We start from the raw sequence: 24,852 nt of genomic DNA, 5'->3' as shown, positions 1-24,852 counted from the left end.
TTTGTCGAGCGGAAAGAAAAATCTGCCGAGGCGCATGCGTTTGTTTGCCGGCAAAATGCAACACACAGCCTGAGCGATGCCGGCCTTTAGCGGATTCGGTTTTTCCGAGGGACGGTATAAGCGTGTTTTACAGGCGGATCGTTACGCCAGCTCTTCCCATCTTTTATATTTTTTTTCCAGCGACAAAGACAGCGTTTGATATTCGGCGTTTATTTTTCCCATATTTGAAAAATCCGTTTTTCCGTCAGACATGATATTTTCAAGTTCTTTTTTACGCTTTTCAAGCGTTTCGATGTCTTTTTCAATCTGTTCGAATTCCTTTTGCTCTTTGAATGAAAGCTTTTTTATTCCCGCACCGGAAGAAGCGGAACTTTGCGCCGATGTTTTATTCCGGCTGCTTTTGTCCTTTTCGCTCTTATCTTCATTATTAGCCTTATGCTTCTGACGGCTTTTTCCCTGCATAATATATTGTGAACATTTTCCTGCAAAGCTTGAAACGCTTCCGTCGTCTTCAAGAATGAAAAGAGTGTCGGCTACCTTGTCCATAAAGTAACGGTCGTGGCTTATCACAAGAAGGCAGCCCTCGTATTCCGTAAGAAACCGTTCAAGAATGTTCATAGTGAATATGTCAAAGTCGTTGGTCGGCTCGTCGAGGATCAAAAAATTAGGATTGCCTATGAGCAGCCGCACGAGCAAAAGACGTTTTTTTTCACCGCCGCTCAAAGCGGAAACGGGCGAATATTGAATCTTGCCTTCAAAACCGAATTCTTCCAAAAAACGGGCAGCGCTTACAGAGTTTTTGTCATTGATTTTGATGATTTCCGCCGCTTCTTTTACGTATTCAAGAACGGTCATTTCTTTGTCGGGAAAGACGGGATTTTGCTCGTAATGCGCGAATACCGTATTTTCACCTTTTACGATGCTCCCGGAATCCGGGGAAATTTTTCCGGTTATTATGTTTACCAAGGTGGATTTTCCCGTGCCGTTATCGCCGAATATGCCGATTTTTTGTCCTTTACTGAATGTATAAGAAAAATTTTTTAATACGGGAGAGGGAGCTGCGTCAGCCGTCACCTTGACCGGCTCTTTGCCGTACGCATCGGCGTCAAATGATTTGGAAATTTCTTTTTCAGCATAGCCCTTGGGAAAATTTTTACTTATGCCGTGCAATTCAAGAATTTTTTTGCCTGATCTTCTTCCTGAAACTTCAAAAGAAAATTCTTTGTCGGCTTTAAATTTTTCCCGGTTTATAAGCTGCATGTCGCGCTGAATTCTTGCCTTTGCTTTTGTGCCGCGCGCGCAGGGGCCTCGCAAAAGCCATTCGCGTTCCGTCCGCAGGACGGATTCAATGCGGCGGTCGGCATTCGCTTCAATTTCAGCTTCGATTTGTTTTTTTTCAAGATAGGATGAATAGTTCCCTTTGTAGTATTTTAGCGTCCCGCGTTCAAGTTCGTAGATCGTATCGCACACGTTGTCTAAAAAATATCTGTCGTGCGTTACCATAAGCACCGTGCGGTTTGATGAAGCAAGATAGTCTTGCAGGTAGCTTATCGTTCTTATATCAAGGTGGTTTGTAGGCTCGTCGAGCAAAAGAAGTTTTGTGTCTTCCGCCAGAACTTGGGCTAAAGCGACTTTTTTTATTATTCCGCCTGAAAGCTCCGACATTTTTCTTTGCATGTTTTTGATTCCGAGCGCCGTCAGTATAGATGAAATTTGCGATTCGTAATTCCACAGATCTTTTTCTTCCATTTGCCTGTTGAGGTCTTCAAACTGCCGATCGAGCGCGCCTTCTTTTGTACCTTCAAAAGCAATCTTTTCACAGATTTCTTCGTACTTACGGATTATATTAAGTTTCGGGGAAGGACTTTTAAATATATGGTCAAGTATTGTGTCGTTTTTATTATAGGAGGGATCCTGCGGCAAAAAAGATACGCCAGCTTCTTTGTTTATGACGACGGAACCTCCGCTCGGCTGCAATATTCCAGCAATAATTTTAAGCAGCGTAGACTTTCCGCTTCCGTTTTTGCCTATAACGGCGGCCTTTTCACCGTAATTAAGACCGAAGCTTACGTCCGTAAAAAGAGGACTTTCACGCCCCTGCATGGCCAGAGCATTTATTGAAAGAATATTCATAGGAGCGATTATAGTGAAAAAACATTGCATGTGGAATCTGGCGCGTTTTGCAGACCTGCAGCGTCCAAAATGACGTGCACGTGCGACAGCGTACTTACAGTGCGGCAAAGATGTTGTGAGCGCGATTGCACGGCATATGACAAATCGTTATCATTTTAGGCTATGTTAAAGATCGGTCGGCATCCTTCTGCAGCGCTTGTAATATGTGCTCTTATGTGGAGTACAGGCGGATTTTTAATAAAATCCGTGGAATGGAATTCTGTCGCAATTACCGGCGCAAGAAGTCTCATTGCTTTTATATTTATGTGCGCTTTTCTTCACAGAAAACCTGCATTTGCCGTTTATAAAAGTGGGATTTACGGTGCGGAGAGTTTAAAAAGACCGGACGGAAAGCTAACTTTAAACTTGTGGACTGCAGCGGTCTGCTATTCCGCTACCATGCTTTTATTTGTAACCGCAACCAAGATGACGACGGCCGCAAATGCGGTATTGCTGCAGTATACGAGTCTTATATGGGTTGTAATACTCAGTCCCGTTTTACTTGGTGAAAAAAACAGCCTTTCGGATTATTTATCTGTTTTGGGCGTCCTTGCCGGAATGGTTTTATTTTTTTATGACGGATTGAACGGCGGGAATTTTATCGGAAACATACTTGCCGTTGCGTCCGGAGCGGCTATGGCGTTTATGTCCGTGTTCATGCGGCGCCAAAAAAACGTCGCGCCTGAGGATTCTTTTATTCTTTCACATATTTTAACCTTTTTGATTTCTTTACCGCTTTTTTTTACCGGACCGATTAAAAATATTTCCGTCAGTCTGCCGTGCCTTTTTGTTTTGGGTGTAGTTCAAATCGGAATTCCTTCGATCTTATTTTCTACCGGAATAAAAAAGAAAAGCGCTCTTTCCGCTATGCTGATATCCATGATCGAACCGGTGATGAATCCGATATGGGTTATAATTTTTGTAGGCGAAATACCGTCGTTAAAGACCGTCGCCGGCGGCATAATAATCTTATCCAGCGTTATTCTTCGCTCTTATGTACGTCAAAAAAGAATGTTATAGCGGTAACCTTTACCGCAGCTCGGATTCGCTTAGCCGGAAATTCAGCCGCCGCAGCTTTAAAAATCCTGTATAGTGTATAGACGCTTTACGTTGTTCAATACACGGCACGTAGCCGTGTCGGAATTTTGCAAAACCTCTGTGTATGTTTTCGCAGCAAAATACGGTAGTGCGCGGTACACGGATGTAGCGCGGACGGTCATTGCTCGTTTAAGTCTAGGGTTGAAAATGCCTTTCGGCATTTTTCTTTTATAGGACACGCTCGAAAATCCTGCGCCACTGCTCGGATTTTCTCGTTTAAGCCTGACGGCGAAAAAACGGCCGAGCCGTTTTTTCTTTTATGGGACACGCACGCAAATCTTTCGATTTGCGTGTTTAAGTCTAGGGTTGAAAAATGCCTCTCGGCATTTTTCTTTTATAGGACACGCTCGAAAATCCTGCGCCACTGCTCGGATTTTCGAGCTCTTGCAGTATATTCGATTTGCATTTAAAATTGCATTATGAAAGAGATAAAAACAGTGCTTATTGCCGGAGCGGGGGCTGTAGGTCTTACAGTCGCTTCAACTATTTATGAGTGGGATCCTAAAAGTGTTTACATACTTGCTAAAGGCGAGCGACTCCGAAAGTACAAAAATTCCGGGCTTTTTGTAAACGGTAAAAAGATCGATTTTTTGTTTGCAGACGCGGAGAAAACCGACTGCAAGGCCGATCTTATAATCATCGCCTGTAAATTTCACCATTTGGCGCAGATAATCGACGACATTAAAAACTACGTAGGAAAAGAAACATACATACTTTCTCTTCTTAACGGAATTTCAAGCGAAGAAATTATTGCAAAAGAGTACGGCCGCCGGCGTATTCCGTATGCGCTGATTCTTGGCACCGACGCTCAGCACAAAGACTGCCATACGGTATTCAATCAAAAAGGAATAATATTCTTCGGCGAAGAAAAGAATCCGAGCGTGGGCGGGAAAGCTACGCCCGAATGTTCCGACGCCGTACGTTTGATTTCGGACTTTTTTGAACGCTCCAAAGTACCTTATTCCGTTCCTAACGATATGATAAGACAGCAGTGGGTTAAATTCATGATAAACGTGGGAATAAACCAAGTTTCAGCCGTTTTAAAACTCCCCTACGGTGCGTTTCAGGCTAACGGCAAGCCGTTTAATATTCCTTTTGCGCGCGAGCTGATGACTGACGCTATGAAGGAAGTGATCGCCGTTTCAAAACCTGCCGGAGTAAACTTAAACGAAAGCGATATGCAAGAGTGGTTTGATTTTCTTGACAACCTTACGCCCGAAAGCTGCACTTCGATGTGTCAGGACATAAAGGCGGGACGGAAAACTGAAGTTGAAATGTTTGCCGAAACCGTAATTGCGCTGGGGAAAAAATACGGAATTCCTACTCCTGTAAATTCCGTGCTGGGAAAACAGATCCGTTCGCTTGAAGCAAGGGCCCGTATGCAGGATTTTTTCGGCGCTTTATAAGCGCGGGCGAAAAACTGTATACGCACAGGCGGAAACCCGCCCATCAAAGCTCTGTATCTCCGACCGTTGAGCCGGAGCAGCCCGCCTGCCGAACAGAAACCCCTGCTGCCGAATATGGCAAACTCCACTCCCGTTCTGCCCGTGCCGGCAAATCCCTAATACTTTTCCAATATATTTTTTTTTGATAATATAATCATCATCGGCAGTATTTTGCTGGAAGAGCCGATAGGGGTTAATATCATGACTAATGAATACGTAAAACGTATTTGGGCGGACGTCCAAAAGAAAAATGCAGATCAGCCGGAATTCTTACAGGCGGTACAGGAAGTTTTTACAACTCTTGATCCCGTTATCGAAAAGATGCCCGATCTTGAAGAAAATGCAATTTTAGAGCGGCTGGTAGAGCCTGAGCGCATCGTGATTTTCCGCGTTCCGTGGACGGACGATAAGGGCAAAGCTCATATTAACAGAGGTTACAGAGTTCAGTTTAACAGCGCCATAGGCCCGTACAAAGGAGGTCTCCGTTTTTCCCCGGAAGTAAACCTTTCGGTTCTTAAATTTTTGGGATTCGAACAAGTTTTAAAAAACAGCCTTACAACTCTTCCCATGGGAGGAGGCAAGGGCGGTTCCGACTTTGATCCGCACGGAAAATCCAATGCGGAAGTTATGCGCTTTTGCCAGTCGTTTATGATTGAACTTAGCCGTCACATAGGAGCGGACACGGATATTCCCGCCGGAGATAAGGGCGTAGGCGGAAGGGAAGTTGCATACATGTTTGGCCAATATAAACGGCTCCGCAATGAGTTTACAGGCGTTCTTACCGGTAAGGGACTTGAGTTCGGGGGATCTTTGATCCGCACGGAGGCTACCGGCTACGGGCTTATATATTTTGCAGAGTGCATGCTCAAAAAAATCGGAGACGATTTTAAAGGGAAAATCTGTGCCGTTTCAGGCGACGGAAATGTTGCTCAATATGCGGCTGAAAAATTGATCCATCTTGGGGCTAAACCGGTGACGCTTTCCGATTCGTCGGGATTTATATATGATCCGGACGGAATAGATCAGGAAAAATTGGACTATGTAAAACATTTACGCGCCGAGCATAAAAAAATAGGCGAATATGTAAAGAAATTTTCAGGCGCAAAATTTACGGCGAACGCTCGTCCTTGGTCGGTAAAGGTTGACTGCGCATTTCCGTGCGCTACGCAAAACGAATTGGACGGGAAAGATGCGGAAGCGCTTATTAAAAACGGCGTAAAACTTGTGGCCGAAGGCGCAAATATGCCGTCGACGCTTGAAGCGACCGAAAAATTTCAAAAGGCAGGAGTTCTTTTTGCTCCGGGAAAAGCTTCGAACGCAGGCGGAGTTGCAACTTCGGGACTTGAAATGAGCCAAAATTCCGCCCGTCTTTCATGGTCACGAGAAGAAGTTGACGAAAGGCTTCATCGGATAATGATAAATATACACGATAACGCCTATAATACGGCTGAAAAATTCGGCATGAAGGGAAATTACGTCGCCGGCGCCAATATTGCAGGCTTTATAAAAGTTGCAAAAGCGATGATAGCGCAGGGACTTGTATAGTTAAGCGCGAGGCCGGGTCTACTCAAGCAATTTTTCTCGGTAGAATTCAAGTAGTTTTTCGGTAGGCCATTTGCCCCTGTTTGCGGGGCTGGTAGAAGGCAAATACTGCACGTCTTTTTCCAATGTCCGGCCGTAAAACTTTTTGTACAAATTAAAAGCCGTTTTGCCCGTACAAAAAATCTTGGAGATTCGGCTGTTTTCGATTATTCTTGGAATATCGTTCGGCTCGGGAGATCTTATGGAAGCGTCGTCCGCGCCGGCTATCTGGCAATATTTAAGAACGTCCCAGAGCGCTATGCCGTGTTTAAGAGCCAGCCGCCTGCGCTCTTCTATGCATTCGCCGCATACGTTTACCGCCTCCGAATCCTTTATGCCTTCGGAAATCTCTGCGCCTCTTACGGCTTCTTTGTTTGAAAATTTCAGTTTTTCCCCGTAAATTTCCGCCATTATAGGCCAAAATCTGTTTTGCGGATGCATGTAATAAAATCCTGCCCTGCGCGAAGCCGGCGAAGGCATGGTTCCCAGGATCAGGATAGCACTTTCGGAATTAAAGACCGGCTCTATCGTGTGGATTACAGCTTCGGGCGTTTGGGCATGAGATTTTAAACGGATGATTTTTGCACTTTCGCTCATATAAACAACTTTAACACATTTTAGGCGTCAGCGCGATAAGCTGTTAAAACCGGCGCGGCGCATTGTGCCGGAGAGTTGCATCGATGCATTGTACCGGATAGTTTCGCGGTGAATTACGCGGCAAATTTCCGCATTTTAAAGGCTTTGCGGCATATGGTATGTTTCCTAAAAAAAATGGCGTGATTAATTTTTCATCCAAGGAATTCTTCGGGATTACCGGTTCAACAAATTAAGGAAAATCGTTATTGTAATACTCTAAGATATATTGTATTATTATAATAGTCATTAAGTTAACAGTGGTTAAAATAATATGTCAAAATTTTATGATAGGAAGAAAGAATTAGCCTTGCTCGGACAGATAGAGAGAAATTCCTCATCTTCAGCAGCTTTTACAGTAATGACAGGTCGCAGACGGATAGGAAAAACAGCATTGCTTAAAAAATTTCTTGAAAGAAAGAAAAGCTGCTATCTATTCACCACAAGAAATTCGGAAAGTCTTTTATGCCGACAGTGGCAGAAGGAACTGGAAGAAAAAATCGGACTAAAAATATTCGGAAATATTTATAAGCTTGCCGATTTATTTGAACAAATAATGCTCTTTTCAACGCAGCGTCATTTTATTTTGGTTATTGATGAATTTCAGGATCTAAAATCTATTAATCCTGCTTTTTTCAGCGAGATGCAGAATATATGGGATAGTAATAAGGACAATTCTAAGATCAATTTAATTGTGTGCGGCTCCGTGTATTCCATGATGATTAAGATTTTTGAGGATTCAAAAGAGCCGTTATTCGGTCGGGCAACTGCAAAAATCAATCTAAGGCCGTTTACCCCTTCTGTTTGTAAGGAAATTTTAAAAGCGTATAATCCGGATTTTAATAATGAAGATTTATTGTGCCTCTATATGCTCAGCGGCGGAGTTGCAAAATACATGATGCTGCTTATGGATTCCGGCAGTACTACAAAAGAAAAAATGATTGATTATGTCACCGGAGTTACTTCTCCATTTTTAATTGACGGCAAAGATGTTCTAATAAATGAAATGGGCAAGGATTACGGCATTTATTTTTCCATTCTTTCTCTTATTTCAAACGGAATGACAGCTCAAAATGAAATTGATTCTATAATTCAAAAAAATACGGGCGCATATCTTTCCAACCTTTATAAAGTTTATGATGTAATACGACCTATAAAACCTTTATATTCAAAGGCTGAAAGTCGCAATGTTCGATGGCAGATTACGGACAGTTATTTGAGATTCTATTTCCGGTTCATTTATTCAAATCAGAATCTCGTTGAACTTGGACAATATGACGTATTGAAAACTGTGATTTTACGCGATTATGAGACTTTTACCGGAAAGACGCTCGAGCAATATTTTACTGAAAAAATTAAAGAGGAAACTCAACTTACATTACTTGGCGGCTGGTGGGACAGAAAATCACAGAATGAAATTGATATTATTGCCGCTAATGATTTGAATAAGACCTGCAGCATATATGAAGTTAAGCGTAAAGCTGAGAAAATAAATTTAAAATTGCTCGAAGAAAAAGGCAATGTTTTTAAGTCAAACGTTCCCGGGTATTTTATAGAATTCAGCGGATTAAGCATGGAAAACATGTAGCGGCGAGTATTGCGGTTTAATAACAACGTCCTATTTTTTCTTAAACTGACGGTTTTTTCAAAATCTGCGCGCAGCTGTTGTGCGGCAGATTCCATGCCGCAGCTTTTGCGCCGCCGCTGTGTGTCGCTTGTTGTCGTCAGTTGTGTCCGCCGCTTTATTGTGTAAAAAATATTTTTTGCATATACTCCAGTTATAATAAAGTTTAAAAGCCGGAGACAGAATATGAAATTTGAAACTAAGTGCCTGCATTCGGGATATGCTCCCAAAAACGGCGAACCTCGCGTTGTTCCCATTGTGCAAAGCACGACTTATCGCTTTGATTCCTGCGATCACGTTGCAGATCTTTTTGACAAACCCACAGAATACATATATTCGCGCTTTGCAAACCCCACATGCGATGCCGTTGAAAAAAAACTTGCCGACATGGAAGGCGGCGTCGGCGCCATGCTTACTTCAAGCGGGCAGGCGGCTTCCCTTCTTTCCATCTTAAATTTATGTTCAGCCGGAGACAGTTTTATTGCGAGCGCGTCAATCTACGGCGGAACCATAAATTTGTTCGGTTTTACGCTTAAAAAACTCGGAATAGAGTGTATCTGGGTGGATGTCGACGCTTCTTACGATGAAATACTGAAGTCTTTTAAACCTAATACAAAGGCCGTTTTCGGCGAAACCATCGCAAATCCTGCGCTTACGGTTTTTGATATTGAAAAGTGGGCTAAGGCTGCGCATGAAAAACACGTTCCTCTAATTGTTGACAACACCTTTGCCACGCCGTATCTCTGCCGTCCGTTCGAATTCGGCGCGGATATCGTCGTTCATTCGACCACAAAATATCTGGACGGGCATGCGGTTCAGGGCGGCGGAGCGATTGTCGACAGCGGAAATTTCGACTGGGTTGCCGCAAACAAGGCGACCGGTTATTTTGAAGATCTTGTCAAACCCGATCCGAGCTATCACGGACTTGAGTATGTAAAAGAATTCGGCAAGGCCGCTTACATAATAAAGGCAAGAACGCAGCTCATGAGAGATTTCGGGTGTTATCCTGCGGCGCATTCCGCCTTTTTGCTCAATATGGGAATCGAAACCTTGCCGATCCGTATGGAACGGTACTGTAAGAACGCTCTGCAGGTTGCGGAATTCTTTCAAAGGCACGATAAGATTGCAAAAGTCAGATACCCCATGCTTGGAGGCGACAAGTACTATGAAAGTGCAAAAAAATATCTATCCCTCGGAGCAAGCGGAGTGATAACCGTTAGCATAAAGGGCGGTCGCAAGGCTGCGATGCGTTTTATGGATTCCCTTAAACTTGCCTCGGACGAAGTTCACGTGGCTGACATAAGGACATGCGTATTGCATCCTGCAAGCGCGACTCATCGCCAGCTTACGGACGAACAGCTTGTCGCCGCCGGAATCGACGGCGGCATGGTTCGCTTCAGCTGCGGCCTTGAAAATGTAGACGACATTATTTGCGACATAAAACAGGCATTGGAAAAAGTCTAGGCTTCCCAAAGCGAAAGCTTTATTCCACATGCGCCGTTATACGCACGCGGAATGTAGGCTTAACGCAGATAAGATTGTGCTCAAGGCGAATTTCGGGCATATTACAGCGGCGGTCAGCCGTTTAAAATTTGCCGAAGCGTTTGCCTTTATACGTAATCTACAACCTGCGTCCATTTAAGCAGGAATTTGCGTTCTTCCGCTTTGCTCTTTACCAGTTGAGACGCGGCTACGATCGGCATCCAGCTTTGGATGTATTTTTTTTCGGTATTTGTCTTTTTGCAAAACAGATCGATATAATATTCCGCAGCCTTTTCTTTACCTGCAAGACGGAACAAAAGATATGTTCGCGCTACGTCGGCGGAAGCGTTGCCCTGTGTGGCATGAGACCAGTCCAAAATATAAGGAACGTCTCCTTTTGCGATTATTATATTGCTGGGATTAAAATCCCCGTGGCAAACCTTTACATGCTTCGGCATACCCTGAAGCCGCGTCTGCAGATCGTACTTCACGGTTTCGTCAAGATTCGTTTCCGCGATTTTTCTGAACATTTTGTCTTGAAGCTTGTTAAGCAGAGGCGATCTTTTGCTGTGGATTTCCGTTTGTATGTCGACAAATCTTTTCAGATAGTCCTGCTCTTTTTCGGGATTCTCTTCAATAAGCTGCGCCATAGTTTTTCCTTCGATAAAGGTTGAAATTATGGCCCACCGATTGTCGATTTTAGCAACTTCTTCAATTTTCGGAATGTTTAATCCGGTCTCTTCTACGCGCGCGTTATTCAGAGCTTCGTTTAAAATATCCGATTTCGAATAGGTTTCGTTAAAAATTTTTATCGCCAGATCTCCGTCTCTGTAAATAGTTTTATCGCTTCGTGACGCAATGACCGTGTTAAGATTCATATTGATCCTCCGTACTGAATATTTTGTTGTAAGCGACGGCGGCAAGTCTGTAAAAATTAAGCCTGCCGCCCCGACAATATTCTTACTTTTTCCCGTCTCTTCCGTAATAGGAGTTAAGATAAATTTCTTTGATTTCCGACATAAGCGGATACCGCGGATTGGCGCCGGTACACTGATCGTCAAAGGCGGCTACAACCATATCGTCCAAAGTCGCAAGGAAGGCTTTTTCATCCGGGACATAGTCTCTTATGGTGGGTTTAATGCCTACTCTGGCGCTGAGAGCTTTTACAGCTTCTATGAGGGCTTCCACCTTTTCCTCGTCGGTTTTACCTTTAAGTCCGAGCATTTGAGCGACTTCCGCATAGCGGTGTCCGGCCTGAGGATAGGCGTACTGCGGGAATGTCCCCATTTTTACAGGAGTTTCGGCCGCATTAAAACGGATTATCTCAGGTAAAAGAACGGAGTTTGCAATTCCGTGAACTACGTGGTGGAACGCTCCCAGTTTATGCGCCAAAGAATGACTTATCCCGAGGAACGCGTTTGCAAAAGCCATACCGGCCATCGTCGCCGCGTCCGCCATTTTTTCGCGCGCTACCATGTCTTGGGCGCCCTTGTCGTATGCTCTCGGCAGGTATTCAAAGATATTTTTAAGAGAACGCATCGCAAGCCCGTCCGTATAATCGGTTGCCATTACGGAAGCGAGCGCTTCAAGGTTGTGAGAAACCGCGTCGATTCCCGATGCGGCGGTAAGACCTTTAGGACCGTCTTTCATCATGTCCGCGTCAATTATTGCCATATTCGGTAAGAGTTCGTAATCGGCAAGAGGGTATTTCGCGTTTGTTTTTTCATCGGTTATTACGGCAAACGGAGTAACTTCAGATCCTGTTCCCGCCGAAGTAGGAACGGCGATAAAGTATGCCTTTTCTCCCATTTTTGGAAAGGTGTAAATGCGTTTTCTGATGTCGCAAAAGCGCATCGCCATATCCTGAAAGTCCGCTTCCGGATGCTCGTACAGCACCCACATTATCTTACCAGCGTCCATAGAGGAGCCGCCGCCCATCGCTATTATGACGTCCGGTTTAAAAGCCGTCATGGCGGCGGCTCCGGCTTTTGCGGCGGAAAGAGAAGGATCCGGCTGTACTTCAAAGAACGTGGTGTGCGTTATTCCCATCTGATCGAGTTTATCCGTGATCGGTTTCGTATATCCGTGTGCAAACAAAAATTCGTCCGTAACTATAAACGCGCGTTTTTTGTTCATTACGGACTTTATCTCGTCGAGAGCCACAGGCAGACAGCCTCTCTTTACGTATACTTTTTCGGGGCAGCGGAACCACAGCATGTTTTCTCTCCTTTCTGCAACGGTTTTAACGTTTAACAGATGTTTTACGCCTACGTTTTCCGAAACGGAATTTCCTCCCCATGAACCGCAGCCCAGGGTTAGGGAAGGAGTGAGTTTGAAATTATAAAGGTCTCCTATTCCCCCTTGAGAAGAAGGCGTGTTTATGAGGATTCTTCCGGTACACATCTTTTTTTCAAATTCGGCAATCTTTTCTTTTTCGGTAGAAGCGTTTACATAAAGAGACGAAGTGTGTCCGTAGCCTCCGTCGGCTATGAGGTGTTCGGCTTTTTTCAGCGCGTCGGCAAAATTTTTCGCTTTGTACATAGCGAGTACCGGAGAAAGTTTTTCATGCGCAAATTCTTCTGAAATATCGACGCTTTCCACTTCACCTATAAGAATTTTTGTTGCTTCCGGAACCTTTATGCCCGCCATTTCGGCTATGGTAAAAGCTTTTTGTCCCACTATTTTTGCATTGATGGCGCCGTTCACAAGAATGGTTTTGCGAACCTTATCCGTTTCTTTAGGATCGAGGAAATAACAGCCTCTGTCGGCAAATTCCTTTTTCACCTTTGCATATATTTTTTCATGCACGATCACGGACTGTTCGGAAGCGCAGATCATTCCGTTATCGAAGGTTTTGGAATGAATGATGGAATTGACCGCGAGCAGTATGTCGGCCGATTCGTCTATGATGGCAGGAGTGTTGCCGGCTCCTACGCCGAGCGCGGGTTTGCCGCTGGAATATGCGGACTTCACCATTCCCGGTCCGCCGGTCGCAAGGATAATATCTGCTTCCTTCATTATAAGGTTTGTGAGTTCCAGCGACGGCTCGTCTATCCAGCTTATGATACCTTCCGGCGCGCCCGCTTTTACCGCCGCGTCAAGAACAACCTTTGCTGCGGCGATCGTACATTTTTGCGCTCTGGGATGAGGGCTTATCACAATGCCGTTTCTGGTTTTAAGCGATATGAGAGTTTTAAAGATCGCAGTTGAAGTAGGATTTGTAGTAGGAATGACTGCGGCGATTACGCCTATGGGCTCGGCGATCTTTTTTAAGCCGTAGCTGTCGTCTTCTTCGATTATCCCGCAGGTTTTTGTGTTTTTATACGCGTTGTATATGTATTCGGAAGCGAAGTGATTTTTGATAACCTTGTCTTCCACAACGCCCATGCCTGTTTCTGCCACAGCCTGCATCGCAAGCGGAACGCGCATTTGGTTTGCTGCCGATGCGGCGGCTTTAAATATGGCGTCTACCTGTTCCTGTGAAAATAAAGAATACTTTTTTTGCGCGGCACGGACGCGCGCGATTTCTTCTTCCAGTTTTTCAGCAGAATTTACAAATATATGTTCCATGTTTTTCTCCTGCCTCTCTTGACCGATTATCGCATCGGCAAAGGCCTTTGCCGTATATCTATCACTTTTTTGTTTCGTTGTTAATAAAAAAGCATTTTTATAAGTTTTAAAAGTAAAAAAATATTTTAAATTCTCCTGAAAGTATGATAATATTATACTTATAGGAGAAAAATGTTTAATTTCAACCGCTGAAATATCGCGGTTCCGTAAAACTTCGAACCGCTTTGCAAACGCGCCGATTATGTGTGCGCTTTCACTCTGAAAACGCCGCCGATAATGTGCTGCGCCGATCATGTGCCGTTTGCGTTTAAAACTGTGCCGTGGAGATTTGTGCCTGAGGTTATGATATGATAATGGACAGCCGAACGGTTCTTTATAAGCTTAAAGACTATAAGTCGCCCAAGTCCAAGATTACGCAGCTTATAAAGAAAAACGAACTCATACAGATCAGACGCGGATTGTTTGAAACGGATCCTTCGGCGCCTCCCTATGCGCTTTTATCGGCCGTTTACGGTCCTTCTTATCTTTCGTTTGAATATGCGCTTTATTGGTATAATATTATTCACGAGCGGGTGAGCGTAATTACGGGAGCCGTATTCGGAAAAAATAAGATAAAAGAATTTCAAACTCCTTTCGGGTTTTATTTATATCAGCCGGTGCCTAAAGCCGTATATCCTTACGACGTGGGTATTTTCACTGAAAACGGCTACAGCTGGCAGATAGCGTCGCCTGAAAAAGCTCTGTGCGATACTCTTTATAAAGCGCCACCTTTAAAAAACGTGTTTGAATTGCGAAGTTTTCTTTTCGATTGTCTTGGAATGGAAGAAAGGGTTTTGCGGTCTTTGAAAAATAACGACATACGCTTTCTTGCGCCGCGTTACGGACGTAAAAACACCATGCTATTATTGCAATTTTTAGAAGGCGCCTGAAATAAAACGATTGTGGGCGCGCACCTTTATTTAAGGTTCGTGCGGAAAAGGTTTAGGTTTTGTGAGGAAAATTTAATGACAAGCGTCGTAGCTTCAATGATAAAAAGTTTCGGCTGTAAAAATCCCATGGAATATAAAAACGCCGTAAAAGAGATCGTTCAAGGAATTATCTTGTGCGGATTGAGCCGGGCAGGTTTTTTTTCTAAGGCCGTTTTATGCGGCGGTTGTGTTTTAAGGACGTTCTACGGTTTGGATTCTTTTACAAGCAGTATGAGTTTTTTATTTAAAGACCCTGACATAGATTTAAGTCTTCCGTATTATCTTACGGTCGTGCGTTCGGAACTCAACGCAAACGGTTTTTCCATGACTTCCGAAAAGCAAGAGACGGCTTTTTTGCGCGGTCGGGGCTTTCCCGGCTTTTCACTTGAAGATGTCGCCTCCAAAGCCGTAGATTCCTCATCGCCGAAAATTCCGCACGTCGTGTCCGCAGTTTCCTCGCTGCCAGCAATTTCGGCACCAACTGCAAATTTTTCATATAAATTAAAGATAAGTCCGAACGAACCTTTGGTTTCGGGCGTGGCTCCCGATGAAAATATCTTAATTTTTTTTGAAGTGTACGGACGCCCAGCTTCCGGCGCGACATATGAGGTTCGCTACGTCCTTTTACCTTCTCCGTATTCGGTTTGCGTCCTTGACCTTCCGTCGTTATTTGCAAGGAGCGTCTATGCAATATTGTGCCGGCCGGAAGGCGATCGTTTTTTATGGCACGCGGTATATGAATACGTGTGGTTTGTTTCGCATTCCGTTTCGGTAAATATGAATTATTTAAATTCCTGTCTTGAACATAATGAACATAACGGCGGAAATCCTGTGGATAAGGAAGCTGCATTGGAAAACCTTAAAGCTATGCTGGAACTGCGTTTTAAAAAGATAAATTTTCACGAGGCAAAGGGAAGTCTAAGGCCTTTTGTCGAAGATCAGGAGCAGCTCGGTTTGTGGAGTTTCGATTTTTTTGAATCCATCACAAAAAAACTTTCGGCCGTTTAAAAGCGGCGCGCAACCGGAACCTCGCCTTGAGCATCCCGTTTTCAAAATTCGCCATTCTGTTGGCACGCTGAAGAACGAAAAATTCCGAGTTTACTAACCTCGGAATTGAACCGAATTTTTAATTTCACTTGACAATTTTTGAGAATTCGTTATTCTTATAGTAATTTATAAATGACATTTTGACATAAAATGTCATTTATAAATCCGGCATCTCCTGCGATTTCGGTAACTTCGGCGGTTTCATCGACTTTTATGTTTAGAATGAGCCGTGAGTTTTCGCAAAAGCATGGTTTTGCCGCTTAAGCTCTTTTTGAAGAAAAGCGGCGTTTACACGGAGCCGGTTTATTCGGTCTATTTTATGACGAGGTTTTTATGGCAAAAAAATATGCGTTTTTATTTCCGGGGCAGGGCGCTCAGGCTCCCGGAATGGTGAAAGATGTTTGCGAGGCCTTCGCTGAAGCGCGCAAATGTATTGATAAAGCTTCCGAGATCACGGGTGAAGATATCACAAAACTCCTATGGGAAACCGATGCTTCCGTTTTAAGCAGGACTGATCGCAGCCAGCTTGCGATCACGGCGGCCTCTCTTGCGGTCGCTGCAGCGCTTAAATCCAAGGGCATCGAGCCTTCTTCCGCTATGGGTTTCAGTTTAGGCGAATTTCCGGCGCTTTACACGGCCGGAGTTCTTTCATTTGAAGACGTGATCAAGGTTGTTCAGCAGCGCGGAAAAATTATGCAGGGCGTATGCGAAGAAATAGCCGCCGCAAACGAGGGCCACGCTCCCGGCATGGCGGCCGTCATAGGTCTTGAACCCAAAAAAGTTATTGAAATCACAAAAAGCTGTGAAGGCGCTTACGCCGCCAACATGAACAGCGAAAAACAGACGGTCATTTCCGCTACCGCCGGCGGCCTTGATCAGGCCGAGGCGAAATGCAAGGAAGCCGGCGCCCGCCGTTTTATCCGCCTTGCGGTTGCAGGACCCTTTCACAGCCCGCTCATGCAGAAGGCTGCCGAAGGATTTGAAAAGGCAATAGAGAACGTCGCTTTTAACGATCCTAAGATCGCGCTTTTCAGCAATGTTACCGGAAAAAAAGTGACGAAAGGAAGCGAAGCAAAGGCGTCCGCCGTTCTTCATTTGACGCATCCCGTCTTATGGACTGACGAAGAAGCCGTTTTAGGTTCTATGATCGGAAGCGATACGGCAAACGAATGGGCTGTTCTGGAAGTAGGCCCCGGAAAGGTTTTGAGCGGATTATGGCGCGACACCGCCTTCGGCGAAAAATGGCCTTCATTGCCCGTCGGAAGCGCCGCTGACATTAATTCTTTGTAAATCAAAATTTTAGAGGTGAATATATGGATCTGCTTAAAAATAAAAAAGCTCTTGTAACGGGCTCAAGCCGCGGAATAGGGCGAAAGATAGTTGAAGTTTTTATGGAAAACGGAGCCGAAGTTTGGGGCTTGTGTTCCCGTCCTTCCGCCGCCAAAGCGGATCTTGAATCTTTTGCAGCGCAGCACGGAACAAAATTCCATGAAATTTGCGCGGACGCAGGAAATCACAGCGAATTGGCGTCTGTGGTTTCTTCCGCATTAAAGGAATCCGGCGGGTTTGACGTTCTTGTAAACAACGCCGGAATTACAAAAGACGGCCTTTCTTTCCGCATGAAGATGGAAGACTGGCAAAAAGTTATCGATATAAACCTTACGGGAGTATTCGTTGCGACGCAGATAGTTTCCAACGATATGATTCATAGAAAATCAGGTTCGATAATAAATATGTCAAGCATTTCAGGCGTTCACGGAGAAGGCGGCCAGACGAACTATTCCGCAAGCAAGGCGGCCCTCATAGGGTATACTAAGGCGCTTTGTAAAGAAACGGGAAGCCGCGAAGTCCGCGTAAATGCGGTTGCTCCGGGTTTTATCGACACCGACATGACGCGCGCCGTAAAAGAGGAAATTCGCGAATCATGGGTAAAACATATTCCCATGCGCCGCGCCGGTACGGTTGAAGAAGTGGCAAATACCGTCTTATTCCTTGCAAGCGATTTGTCTTCATATATTACGGGACAGGTCATAGGAATTGACGGAGGATTGGGCGCTTAATTTGCGCGTAAAATAAAATTTAGCGCCGGCAAAGTTTTAAACGGCGTCATGCCGGCAAGGGTTTGCGTTGCAAACCGTTTTATAAACCGTATCTTTTACTCCAAAGTCAAAAGCTGCGGTAAAGAAAAATAGCATTATAAAGTTGAACCGGAAACGGATGTTTCCTTGTTTGCTTTTATTTGGGAGATTTTTATGGCACAGAGAAGAGTTGTTATTACGGGAATGGGAGCTGTAACTCCGCTGGGAAATTCCGTTGAAGAAACTTGGGCGGGAATTAAAGCTGGTAAGAGCGGCATTGCGCCGATTACGCACTTTGATACGAGCGATATAAACGTTAAATATGCCGCCGAAATAAAACATTTTGACGCGTCAAAATACATGGATCCGAAAGAAGCCCGCAAGATGGCGCGCTTTACAAAATATGCGGTAGCCGCCGCAAGAATGGCGCTTGAAGATGCAAATCTTATTGACAACAAGGAAGTTCTCGACAATGCTGGCGTGTTTTTGGGCGTAGGAATCGGCGGATTTGAAGTTACGGAAGAAGGCTGTATCCGCTACCACGAATCGAACCACCAGAGAGTTCCTCCCATGACGATTCCCGAACTCATTCCCAATGAAGCTGCAGGAAATATCTGTATGCAGTTCGGAATTCACGGACTTTCCCACACTGTAGCGACGGCCTGCGCCAGCGGCTGCGATGCATTAGGAGACGCTTTGGATCTCATACGTGCGGGGCGCCTTGACGTTTGCCTTTCAGGCGGAGCCGAAAGCACAGTGAACGGCTACGCAATGGTCGCCTTTGACGTGCTTCAAACCCTTTCCAAATCATTTACGGACGATCCTACAAAGGCCAGCCGCCCGTTCGATAAAAAACGAGAGGGCTTTGTTATGGGCGAAGGAAGCGCTATACTCATCCTTGAAGAATATGAGCACGCAAAGAAACGCGGAGCAAAAATCTACGCGGAATTGGCGGGTTACGGCGCTTCAAGCGACGCTTATCATCTTACTAGCCCCGATCCTTCGGGTATTTGCGGTTCCCGCTGTATGATTGCCGCAATGAAAGACGCGGGCGTAAAACCTGAAGACATTCAATACTATAACGCGCACGGAACGTCGACTCACATAAACGATCCTTCCGAAACAAAGATGATAAAACTTGCCTTCGGTGAAGAGCAGGCAAAAAAGCTCAAAATTTCATCTACAAAGAGCATGACGGGACACTGCCTGGGGGCTACAGGCGCTATTGAAGCTATGATTTGCGTAAAAGCGATAGAAGACGGATTTTTCCCTGCGACTATTAATCTTGACGAGCCGGATGTGGAAGGCGGCTGCGATCTTGATTACGTCCCTAACAAGGGCTATGAAGGGAAAATCGATTGCGCTATGAGCACGAACTTCGGGTTCGGCGGACACAACGGCGCAGTCGTTATCAAAAAAATGAAATAGAATTTTTTAGGAGAACTAATGGCAGGAACAAGAAACATTGAAATATTACTGCCTCACCGCAGCCCGTTTTTATTTGTTGACGAGATTATAAGCTGCGACGACGAAGGCAGCGTAAGCAAACGGAAATTTACGGAAAAAGATTTCTTTTTTAGGGGACATTTTCCGAAATATCCTGTGGTTCCGGGTATGATACTCGTAGAATCCATGGCACAGGCCGGCGGAGCCGCTTTGAGCTATCAGAGAAAATTTGAAGAAGGCAGTTTGTTCTTTTTGGGAACGGTGGATAAAGTAAAATTCCGTAAACAGGTCAGGCCGGGAGATATCGTCCGTATGGAAATAAAAAATTTGCGCGTAAGCAAAAACATGATAAAACAATCCGGAAAGGCCTTTGTCGGCGGAACTCTTTGCGCCGAAGCCGAATGGATGTGTCTGGTCGGAATAGCGGTTTAATAGATGACGGCCGTTTTTTGGGGATTAACGCTCCCCTTTGCCGGTACGGTATTGGGCGCCGCCTGCGTTTTTTTTATGAAAGGCGACATGAACGATACTTTACAGCGCTCGCTTTTGGGTTTTGCTGCGGGAATTATGAATGCGGCTTCCATATGGTCGCTTCTTATTCCCGCGATTGAAATGGCGGCGGCGGCGGGAACTCCTGCCTGGATCCCAGCTCTTTCGGGGTTCGCATAATTGCGTTTTTGTACATTTTGGACAGAGTTACGCCGCATATCCATGCCGCCGCAAATAAGCCCGAAGGCCCAAAAACAAAACTCAGCCGCACGACCATGCTGGTTTTTGCCGTAACGCTGCACAACATTCCTGAAGGAATGGCAGTGGGCGTGGTTTTTGCAGGAATGCTCAGCGGTCACACTCCTATTTCGCTTACCGCCGCGTTTGCGCTTTCCATAGGAATTGCGATTCAGAATTTTCCCGAAGGCGCAATCATTTCAATGCCGCTCAGAAGCGAAGGAAATAAAAAAGTTAAGTCTTTTTTGTACGGCGTTATGTCGGGTGCGGTTGAACCGGTCGCGGCCGCGGTTACCATATTTTTAACGGCGTCAATTACAAGCGCATTGCCGTATTTTTTAGCCTTTGCCGCCGGGGCTATGATGTATGTCATAGTGGAAGAGCTTTTACCTGAAGCGACGAGGGACGAAAAGACGGACGTCTGTACGATCGGATTTGCGGTAGGTTTTGCGCTTATGATGGTTTTGGACGTCGCGCTGAGTTAAAAACTGTGCGCCCTAAAGCGGTTTGAATCTGCTTTTTCGTTGTGTATTTAAAATAAAAAAGCCGCCTGAAAGATCAGGCAGCCAGAGCCAACTTTGTGACTCGAACACAATACCTGCTCATTACGAATGAGCTGCTCTGCCGGGTGAGCTAAGTTGGCTTAAGTAGTGATAACATATCAATTTACCTGCCGTAAGTCAAGCCCTTTTTTCACATAAGATTTTAATTTGTTTTTTGAACCGATTTTGTGTCGACTATACGTTTCATGTCGGTTATGTTTGAAACTATCATATAATTTTCAAAGACTTCGAGCTTGCGTTTTTCAATGAATTTATTGATCTCTTCTCTTGCAACTTCCGGCGTAAGTCCCGCCCAATGAGCTACCGACGCAATCGTCAAGTTGAATTTCCGCGAACGGTCTTCGGTGTTTTGAACGGGATTCATTTCGTCGTACATGACAAATACGTCTGCGATTCTGGCCTGCAAATCGCTTATCACAAGAATGTTGAGGCGGCGTTTTTGATCGTATATCCTTTTACAGAAAAGTTTTAAAAGAATAAGCGCGATTTGAGGGTTCCCGGCGATTAGCGATTGAAAATTCTCTTTATTGAATTCCAACAGTTCTACTTGATTGATCGCCACACAGGTTGCCGAACGCGGCGAATTATCGAGGATAGCCATTTCGCCGAAAAATTCTCCGGGTTTAAGTATGTCGAGGTTCTTTTTTGCACCGTTTACGCATTTTACAAGCTGTACTTCGCCCGACTGTATAAGATAAAAGCAATCTCCCGGCTCAAATTCCGAAATAATTACCTGCTCCGGCTCGAACATTTTGGCAAAACGTTCAAAGGCCGGTAGAGAAAATTGTTTTAAGGCGCCCTTTGCCGGAGCTGCGTTTTGAGCGGGAAGCGTTCTGTGCTTTCTCGCCGTGGTTTTGTCATATCTCAGTTTTGAGTCGGCATATAATTTGGCTACAGTCTCTTTGAGTTCGGAATTGGGGCACCGTGTGAGCAGCTTTATGCACACGTCGCAGCAGGATCGGTACTGTTCGTCGTTGTAAAAACTCTTCGCGACGGAAAGCATTCCCGACGCCTGATTTATTTCTTCGCTGTTGTGCAGTATGGATTCGATTTTTTTGTGCACCATCCGCAGCTGGTGTGAAAAGACTCGCAGCATCTTTATTATAACGTCTTTTTTCGAGCTGAAAAGCGTTTCAAATTCCGCTACATTCATCGTGATCACTATGCTGTCGGTCAATACGGTCGCCGTTTCCTCACGGGGAAAATGCCCCAAGGCCGATTTTACACCGAAAAATTCTCCGGTTTTAACTTGTTCGGTAATTTGAGAATTTGATTCTATGTCGTGGGTGGTAAGAATGACTATTCCGCTTTGAAGTATGAATACTCTGTCGTCCTTATCGCCGGAAAAGTAAATGATCGAACCTTTTGTGTATTTTACCGCTTTTGGCATTTTTCTGCGTCCATCCGTCTAACAAAAATTATAACAGGTTTTTCTGAAAAATCCTTAATATAGTTTCTGTTTTCGTAGTTTTGATATACTGCGTTCTTCTGAAAACCGTTTGAGTTTTTAGAGACTCCCGTATGTTCGTATGCTATACGGCTTATAATTATAGAATATCACAAAAAATGTATTTGTGCTATTCTATTTTTATGATAGATCTGCATTCTCATTCTACTGCGTCGGACGGACAGTACAGTCCTTCCGAATTGATTCAGAAAGCCCTGTCCGAGGGAGTCCGCGTTTTAGCTCTTACCGATCACGATACCGTAGCCGGCCATGAAGAAGCTTCCGAGGCGGCAAAAAAAGCCGGTATCGTTTTTATTCCCGGAACCGAACTTCAAATCGAGTGGCCTACCGGAGAATTCCATCTGCTGGGACTTGGAATCATGCCCGGTTCAAAAAAACTGTCGAGCATCATTTCATATCTACAAGATGAACGCAAGCGAAGAAATTTGCTTATCGTGCAAAAAATGAGAGATGGCGGCGTCGATATTACTATGGACGAAATGGAAGAATTATTTGCCGGGCAGACTGTGGGGCGGCCGCATTTTGCCGACTTTCTTGTTTTAAAAAAGATAGTAAAGACCCGCCAGGAAGCGTTTGACAAATATTTTGCGCGCGGCCGCCCCTGGTACATACCGCGCAAAGGCGCCGGCCTTCAAGAGGCGGTAGAGGCTATCCTCGACGCTTCGGGCGTTCCCGTCATCGCTCATCCGCTTTCCCTCTATATCTCGTGGGGAAAACTTGAAAATACGCTTCGCGGCATTTACGACAGCGGCGTTCAGGGGCTTGAAGCGTGGCATCCGGGCGTGCGCGTTGTCGATGCTGAGCGTCTTGAAGCTATTGCCCGTAAAATAGGTTTTTTTGTAACGGCCGGAAGCGATTTCCATGGTGAAAAAGTCAGGGCCGAACGCAGGCTCGGGCATACTTCAGGCGGAAAAGCTATAGAAGATCGTTTTTGGACAGAAGAACTTCGCCCTCATTTAAAGAATTTTACGGAAACTTTTTGACCGGAGCCGGCTGGAACACGGAACGAGCAAATCCGATATGGGATTCGGCGCTCTTTTTGAAAGGATCCTTTTGCAGAATTTTATAAAACGCGCGCATTTTATAATCAGAGGGTTAAATGAGGATCTTTTCGTTTTCTCCGTTCGGTTATGAAGGCGCTTTAGTTTCAGTTGAAGTCGACTTACGGCGCGGCATTCCTTCCGTAGATTTGGTCGGACTTGCGGACGGAGCCGTAAGGGAATCGCGGGAGCGCATGCGCTCGGCAATCTGCAACGCGGGTTTTGACTTTCCGCAGGAAAGGGTTTTAATAAGTTTATCTCCCGCAGATTTAAAAAAAGAAGGAGCCGGTTTTGATCTGGCGATAGCTTTGGCCGTATTGCAGGCTAAAAAGCAAAAGGATGATAAGCCGAAACGCTTTTTACCCGAAAACAATGCGGACTACGGCGGCTACGGGGATTACGGCGGTGAAAAATCGATTCTCGTTATGGGGGAACTTGAGCTTTGCGGGAATGTGCGTCCCGTCCGCGGAATACATGCCGCTGCGGAAACCGCGGCTTCGGCCGGAATAAGATATTGCATAGTTCCCGCCGTAAACTCAAGCGAAGCGCAAGAAGTGTGCGGAATGCGCGTGTTTTCCGCTGCGACTCTAAAAGAAGCGTTTTTCGCTTTGGAAGATACTTCCGCTTTTAAAGAATCTTCGGATTCGGCCGGCGGAGAGATTCTTTTTGAAGACGATTTTGTAGAAATAGGCGGAATCGCTTTTTCTAAGGTTACGGCCGGTTTTGAATTTTCGGATGTCGCGGGGCAGCCGTTTTTAATCCGCGGCTTACAGATTGCGGCGGCCGGCTTCCATAATCTTTTGGTATTCGGGCCTCCCGGCTGCGGAAAATCGATGGCGCTGCAAAAATTTCCGGCTTTGCTTCCGCTTTTGACCGGCGAAGAATCGCGTCCCGTCACAAGGATTTATTCTTTGGCGGGAATTCTCCCGGTTGAAAAATCACGCGTACGCCTTCCGCCTTTTAGAATGCCGCATCAAACCGCCAGCATCGAAGGCCTTTGCGGAGGAGGGCCGGCTTGTAAACCCGGAGAAATCTCTTTGGCGCACAACGGCGTCTTATTTTTGGACGAAGCGCCGGAATTCAAAACCTCCGTGCTCCAGATGCTGAGAGTTCCGCTTGAAAGCGGATACGTAACCCTAAGCCGCGCCGGGCGATCTTCGGTTTATCCGGCTTCGTTTCAGCTTCTCATGGCGGCAAACCCGTGTCCCTGTGGAAATTTCGGTTCTAAAAACAAAATTTGCTTATGCAGCACGCATTCAATCGAACTGTATTGGAAGCGGTTTTCAGGTCCCTTGCTCGATCGCATAGACATGCGTATCCGCACCGATATTCCCTCTACTGCCGAAAAATTTTCTACGGAAGAACTCAGAAAAGGCGTTGCCCTGGCGGTAAAAATACAGCGGAAGAGACAGGGAAAAAGAAACGCTAGACTGAATACCGACGAAATATCGACTTTTTGCAGATTGTCGGCCGATGCCGAAAACTTTCTTGACGCGGCTTCAAAAAGATACGGGTTTTCCCCGCGGGCGTCGGCTTCCTGTTTAAAACTTTCGCGGACTGTCGCCGATCTGGAAGGAAGCGAAGATATTAAAACGGAGCATATAAAGGAAGCCGTGGAATACAGAAAAAATTCGGGAGGGATAGATTTTGTGTGATTACCGGCGAAGAGACTTGAACTCTTACATCATTGCTGACAAAGGATTTTGAGTCCTTCGTGTCTACCATTCCACCACGCCGGCGAGTATAAAAAATATAACAAAAATTTCAGATTTTGACAAGCCGCATGCTTTTAGACTTATGTTCAGACCGGCCGCCGCCCTGCAGCACACGGACGCACCGCGCAGGACACGTGCTCGATTTCTGCGTGGCTCGAAATCGCTCTGATAAGTCTGGAGAAGAAAAATGCTCCGG

20 protein-coding genes and 2 tRNA genes are annotated in these 24,852 nt (G+C 45.3%); 15 read left to right on the top strand and 7 right to left on the bottom strand.

Going from position 1 to position 24,852, the window contains the following annotated elements:
* Positions 1-141: 141 nt before the first annotated feature.
* Positions 142-2,133 carry an ABC-F family ATP-binding cassette domain-containing protein gene (locus tag HRI96_RS09780; RefSeq protein WP_210117174.1) on the bottom strand — a complete coding sequence of 664 codons (1,992 nt, stop codon included), beginning with the start codon at positions 2,131-2,133 and terminating at the stop codon, positions 142-144.
* A 162-nt stretch (positions 2,134-2,295) separates the two neighbouring features.
* On the opposite strand from HRI96_RS09780, the gene HRI96_RS09775 reads away from it, so the two are divergent.
* The 3 genes from HRI96_RS09775 (at position 2,296) to gdhA (ending at position 6,260) form a co-directional block, all read left to right on the top strand.
* Positions 2,296-3,192: a DMT family transporter gene (locus HRI96_RS09775; protein WP_210117173.1), complete on the top strand. Its 897-nt coding sequence runs from the start codon at positions 2,296-2,298 to the stop codon at positions 3,190-3,192.
* A 497-nt stretch (positions 3,193-3,689) separates the two neighbouring features.
* Entirely contained in the window at positions 3,690-4,676 is a 987-nt protein-coding gene (locus tag HRI96_RS09770) for a ketopantoate reductase family protein (RefSeq protein WP_210117172.1), read from the top strand.
* 240 nt (positions 4,677-4,916) lie between these two features.
* Positions 4,917-6,260, top strand: a complete 1,344-nt coding sequence (gene gdhA / locus HRI96_RS09765; RefSeq protein WP_210117171.1) for an NADP-specific glutamate dehydrogenase — start codon at positions 4,917-4,919, stop codon at positions 6,258-6,260.
* Between the two features lie 18 nt (positions 6,261-6,278).
* Here the strand turns inward: gdhA and HRI96_RS09760 are convergent, their stop codons facing one another.
* Positions 6,279-6,893, bottom strand: coding sequence for a uracil-DNA glycosylase family protein (locus HRI96_RS09760; protein WP_210117170.1), 615 nt, complete (start codon positions 6,891-6,893; stop codon positions 6,279-6,281).
* 310 nt (positions 6,894-7,203) lie between these two features.
* On the opposite strand from HRI96_RS09760, the gene HRI96_RS09755 reads away from it, so the two are divergent.
* Positions 7,204-8,517, top strand: coding sequence for an ATP-binding protein (locus HRI96_RS09755; RefSeq protein WP_210117169.1), 1,314 nt, complete (start codon positions 7,204-7,206; stop codon positions 8,515-8,517).
* Between the two features lie 222 nt (positions 8,518-8,739).
* A complete protein-coding gene (locus tag HRI96_RS09750; RefSeq protein ID WP_210117168.1) occupies positions 8,740-10,017 on the top strand; it encodes an O-acetylhomoserine aminocarboxypropyltransferase/cysteine synthase family protein in 1,278 nt (425 codons plus the stop codon).
* Positions 10,018-10,163: 146 nt separating this feature from the next.
* Here the strand turns inward: HRI96_RS09750 and HRI96_RS09745 are convergent, their stop codons facing one another.
* Positions 10,164-10,913, bottom strand: a complete 750-nt coding sequence (locus tag HRI96_RS09745) for a phosphotransferase family protein (RefSeq protein WP_210117167.1) — start codon at positions 10,911-10,913, stop codon at positions 10,164-10,166.
* A gap of 82 nt (positions 10,914-10,995) precedes the next feature.
* Positions 10,996-13,605, bottom strand: a complete 2,610-nt coding sequence (gene adhE / locus HRI96_RS09740; RefSeq protein WP_210117166.1) for a bifunctional acetaldehyde-CoA/alcohol dehydrogenase — start codon at positions 13,603-13,605, stop codon at positions 10,996-10,998.
* 347 nt (positions 13,606-13,952) lie between these two features.
* Here adhE and HRI96_RS09735 point away from each other — a divergent pair, with 347 nt between their 5' ends.
* The 8 genes from HRI96_RS09735 to HRI96_RS09705 all read left to right on the top strand — a co-directional run bounded on the left by HRI96_RS09735 (position 13,953) and on the right by HRI96_RS09705 (position 20,355).
* On the top strand, positions 13,953-14,534 hold the full coding sequence (locus HRI96_RS09735) for a type IV toxin-antitoxin system AbiEi family antitoxin domain-containing protein (RefSeq protein ID WP_210117165.1): 582 nt from the start codon (positions 13,953-13,955) through the stop codon (positions 14,532-14,534).
* A 75-nt stretch (positions 14,535-14,609) separates the two neighbouring features.
* A complete protein-coding gene (locus HRI96_RS09730; protein WP_210117164.1) occupies positions 14,610-15,581 on the top strand; it encodes a hypothetical protein in 972 nt (323 codons plus the stop codon).
* Positions 15,582-15,953: 372 nt separating this feature from the next.
* Positions 15,954-16,910, top strand: coding sequence for an ACP S-malonyltransferase (locus HRI96_RS09725; RefSeq protein ID WP_210117163.1), 957 nt, complete (start codon positions 15,954-15,956; stop codon positions 16,908-16,910).
* 23 nt (positions 16,911-16,933) lie between these two features.
* Positions 16,934-17,680 carry a 3-oxoacyl-ACP reductase FabG gene (gene fabG / locus HRI96_RS09720; protein WP_210117162.1) on the top strand — a complete coding sequence of 249 codons (747 nt, stop codon included), beginning with the start codon at positions 16,934-16,936 and terminating at the stop codon, positions 17,678-17,680.
* 192 nt (positions 17,681-17,872) lie between these two features.
* Positions 17,873-19,126 carry a beta-ketoacyl-ACP synthase II gene (gene fabF / locus HRI96_RS09715; protein ID WP_210117161.1) on the top strand — a complete coding sequence of 418 codons (1,254 nt, stop codon included), beginning with the start codon at positions 17,873-17,875 and terminating at the stop codon, positions 19,124-19,126.
* A gap of 18 nt (positions 19,127-19,144) precedes the next feature.
* Positions 19,145-19,576, top strand: coding sequence for a 3-hydroxyacyl-ACP dehydratase FabZ (fabZ, locus tag HRI96_RS09710; RefSeq protein ID WP_210117160.1), 432 nt, complete (start codon positions 19,145-19,147; stop codon positions 19,574-19,576).
* A 3-nt stretch (positions 19,577-19,579) separates the two neighbouring features.
* Entirely contained in the window at positions 19,580-19,813 is a 234-nt protein-coding gene (locus tag HRI96_RS11790; RefSeq protein WP_256729216.1) for a ZIP family metal transporter, read from the top strand.
* A gap of 8 nt (positions 19,814-19,821) precedes the next feature.
* A complete protein-coding gene (locus tag HRI96_RS09705) occupies positions 19,822-20,355 on the top strand; it encodes a ZIP family metal transporter (RefSeq protein WP_256729215.1) in 534 nt (177 codons plus the stop codon).
* 85 nt (positions 20,356-20,440) lie between these two features.
* Here the strand turns inward: HRI96_RS09705 and HRI96_RS09700 are convergent.
* Both HRI96_RS09700 and HRI96_RS09695 read right to left on the bottom strand, forming a co-directional pair.
* Positions 20,441-20,513 (bottom strand) — tRNA-Thr (locus tag HRI96_RS09700).
* 62 nt (positions 20,514-20,575) lie between these two features.
* Positions 20,576-21,823, bottom strand: a complete 1,248-nt coding sequence (locus HRI96_RS09695; protein WP_210117159.1) for a Crp/Fnr family transcriptional regulator — start codon at positions 21,821-21,823, stop codon at positions 20,576-20,578.
* 200 nt (positions 21,824-22,023) lie between these two features.
* On the opposite strand from HRI96_RS09695, the gene HRI96_RS09690 reads away from it, so the two are divergent.
* On the top strand, positions 22,024-22,884 hold the full coding sequence (locus tag HRI96_RS09690; protein WP_210117158.1) for a PHP domain-containing protein: 861 nt from the start codon (positions 22,024-22,026) through the stop codon (positions 22,882-22,884).
* Between the two features lie 116 nt (positions 22,885-23,000).
* On the top strand, positions 23,001-24,596 hold the full coding sequence (locus tag HRI96_RS09685) for a YifB family Mg chelatase-like AAA ATPase (RefSeq protein WP_210117157.1): 1,596 nt from the start codon (positions 23,001-23,003) through the stop codon (positions 24,594-24,596).
* A 1-nt stretch (position 24,597) separates the two neighbouring features.
* Here HRI96_RS09685 and HRI96_RS09680 read toward each other — a convergent pair.
* A tRNA-Leu gene (locus HRI96_RS09680) sits at positions 24,598-24,680 on the bottom strand.
* Positions 24,681-24,852 lie beyond the last annotated feature (172 nt).

This window comes from Treponema parvum (assembly GCF_017893945.1).
GTDB classification, from domain to species: domain Bacteria; phylum Spirochaetota; class Spirochaetia; order Treponematales; family Treponemataceae; genus Treponema_D; species Treponema_D parvum_A.
Note: the sequence above shows the minus strand (reverse complement) of the source record. Positions and strands in the feature narration are given on the sequence as shown.

Excerpts from the sequence above, each read along its gene's own strand:
- HRI96_RS09780 (WP_210117174.1), bottom strand. The coding sequence starts at position 2,133 with ATGAATATTCTTTCAATAAATGCTCTGGCCATGCAGGGGCGTGAAAGT.
- HRI96_RS09775 (WP_210117173.1), top strand. The coding sequence starts at position 2,296 with ATGTTAAAGATCGGTCGGCATCCTTCTGCAGCGCTTGTAATATGTGCT.
- HRI96_RS09770 (WP_210117172.1), top strand. The coding sequence starts at position 3,690 with ATGAAAGAGATAAAAACAGTGCTTATTGCCGGAGCGGGGGCTGTAGGT.
- gdhA (WP_210117171.1), top strand. The coding sequence starts at position 4,917 with ATGACTAATGAATACGTAAAACGTATTTGGGCGGACGTCCAAAAGAAA.
- HRI96_RS09760 (WP_210117170.1), bottom strand. The coding sequence starts at position 6,893 with ATGAGCGAAAGTGCAAAAATCATCCGTTTAAAATCTCATGCCCAAACG.
- HRI96_RS09755 (WP_210117169.1), top strand. The coding sequence starts at position 7,204 with ATGTCAAAATTTTATGATAGGAAGAAAGAATTAGCCTTGCTCGGACAG.
- HRI96_RS09750 (WP_210117168.1), top strand. The coding sequence starts at position 8,740 with ATGAAATTTGAAACTAAGTGCCTGCATTCGGGATATGCTCCCAAAAAC.
- HRI96_RS09745 (WP_210117167.1), bottom strand. The coding sequence starts at position 10,913 with ATGAATCTTAACACGGTCATTGCGTCACGAAGCGATAAAACTATTTAC.
- adhE (WP_210117166.1), bottom strand. The coding sequence starts at position 13,605 with ATGGAACATATATTTGTAAATTCTGCTGAAAAACTGGAAGAAGAAATC.
- HRI96_RS09735 (WP_210117165.1), top strand. The coding sequence starts at position 13,953 with ATGATAATGGACAGCCGAACGGTTCTTTATAAGCTTAAAGACTATAAG.
- HRI96_RS09730 (WP_210117164.1), top strand. The coding sequence starts at position 14,610 with ATGACAAGCGTCGTAGCTTCAATGATAAAAAGTTTCGGCTGTAAAAAT.
- HRI96_RS09725 (WP_210117163.1), top strand. The coding sequence starts at position 15,954 with ATGGCAAAAAAATATGCGTTTTTATTTCCGGGGCAGGGCGCTCAGGCT.
- fabG (WP_210117162.1), top strand. The coding sequence starts at position 16,934 with ATGGATCTGCTTAAAAATAAAAAAGCTCTTGTAACGGGCTCAAGCCGC.
- fabF (WP_210117161.1), top strand. The coding sequence starts at position 17,873 with ATGGCACAGAGAAGAGTTGTTATTACGGGAATGGGAGCTGTAACTCCG.
- fabZ (WP_210117160.1), top strand. The coding sequence starts at position 19,145 with ATGGCAGGAACAAGAAACATTGAAATATTACTGCCTCACCGCAGCCCG.
- HRI96_RS11790 (WP_256729216.1), top strand. The coding sequence starts at position 19,580 with ATGACGGCCGTTTTTTGGGGATTAACGCTCCCCTTTGCCGGTACGGTA.
- HRI96_RS09695 (WP_210117159.1), bottom strand. The coding sequence starts at position 21,823 with ATGCCAAAAGCGGTAAAATACACAAAAGGTTCGATCATTTACTTTTCC.
- HRI96_RS09690 (WP_210117158.1), top strand. The coding sequence starts at position 22,024 with ATGATAGATCTGCATTCTCATTCTACTGCGTCGGACGGACAGTACAGT.
- HRI96_RS09685 (WP_210117157.1), top strand. The coding sequence starts at position 23,001 with ATGAGGATCTTTTCGTTTTCTCCGTTCGGTTATGAAGGCGCTTTAGTT.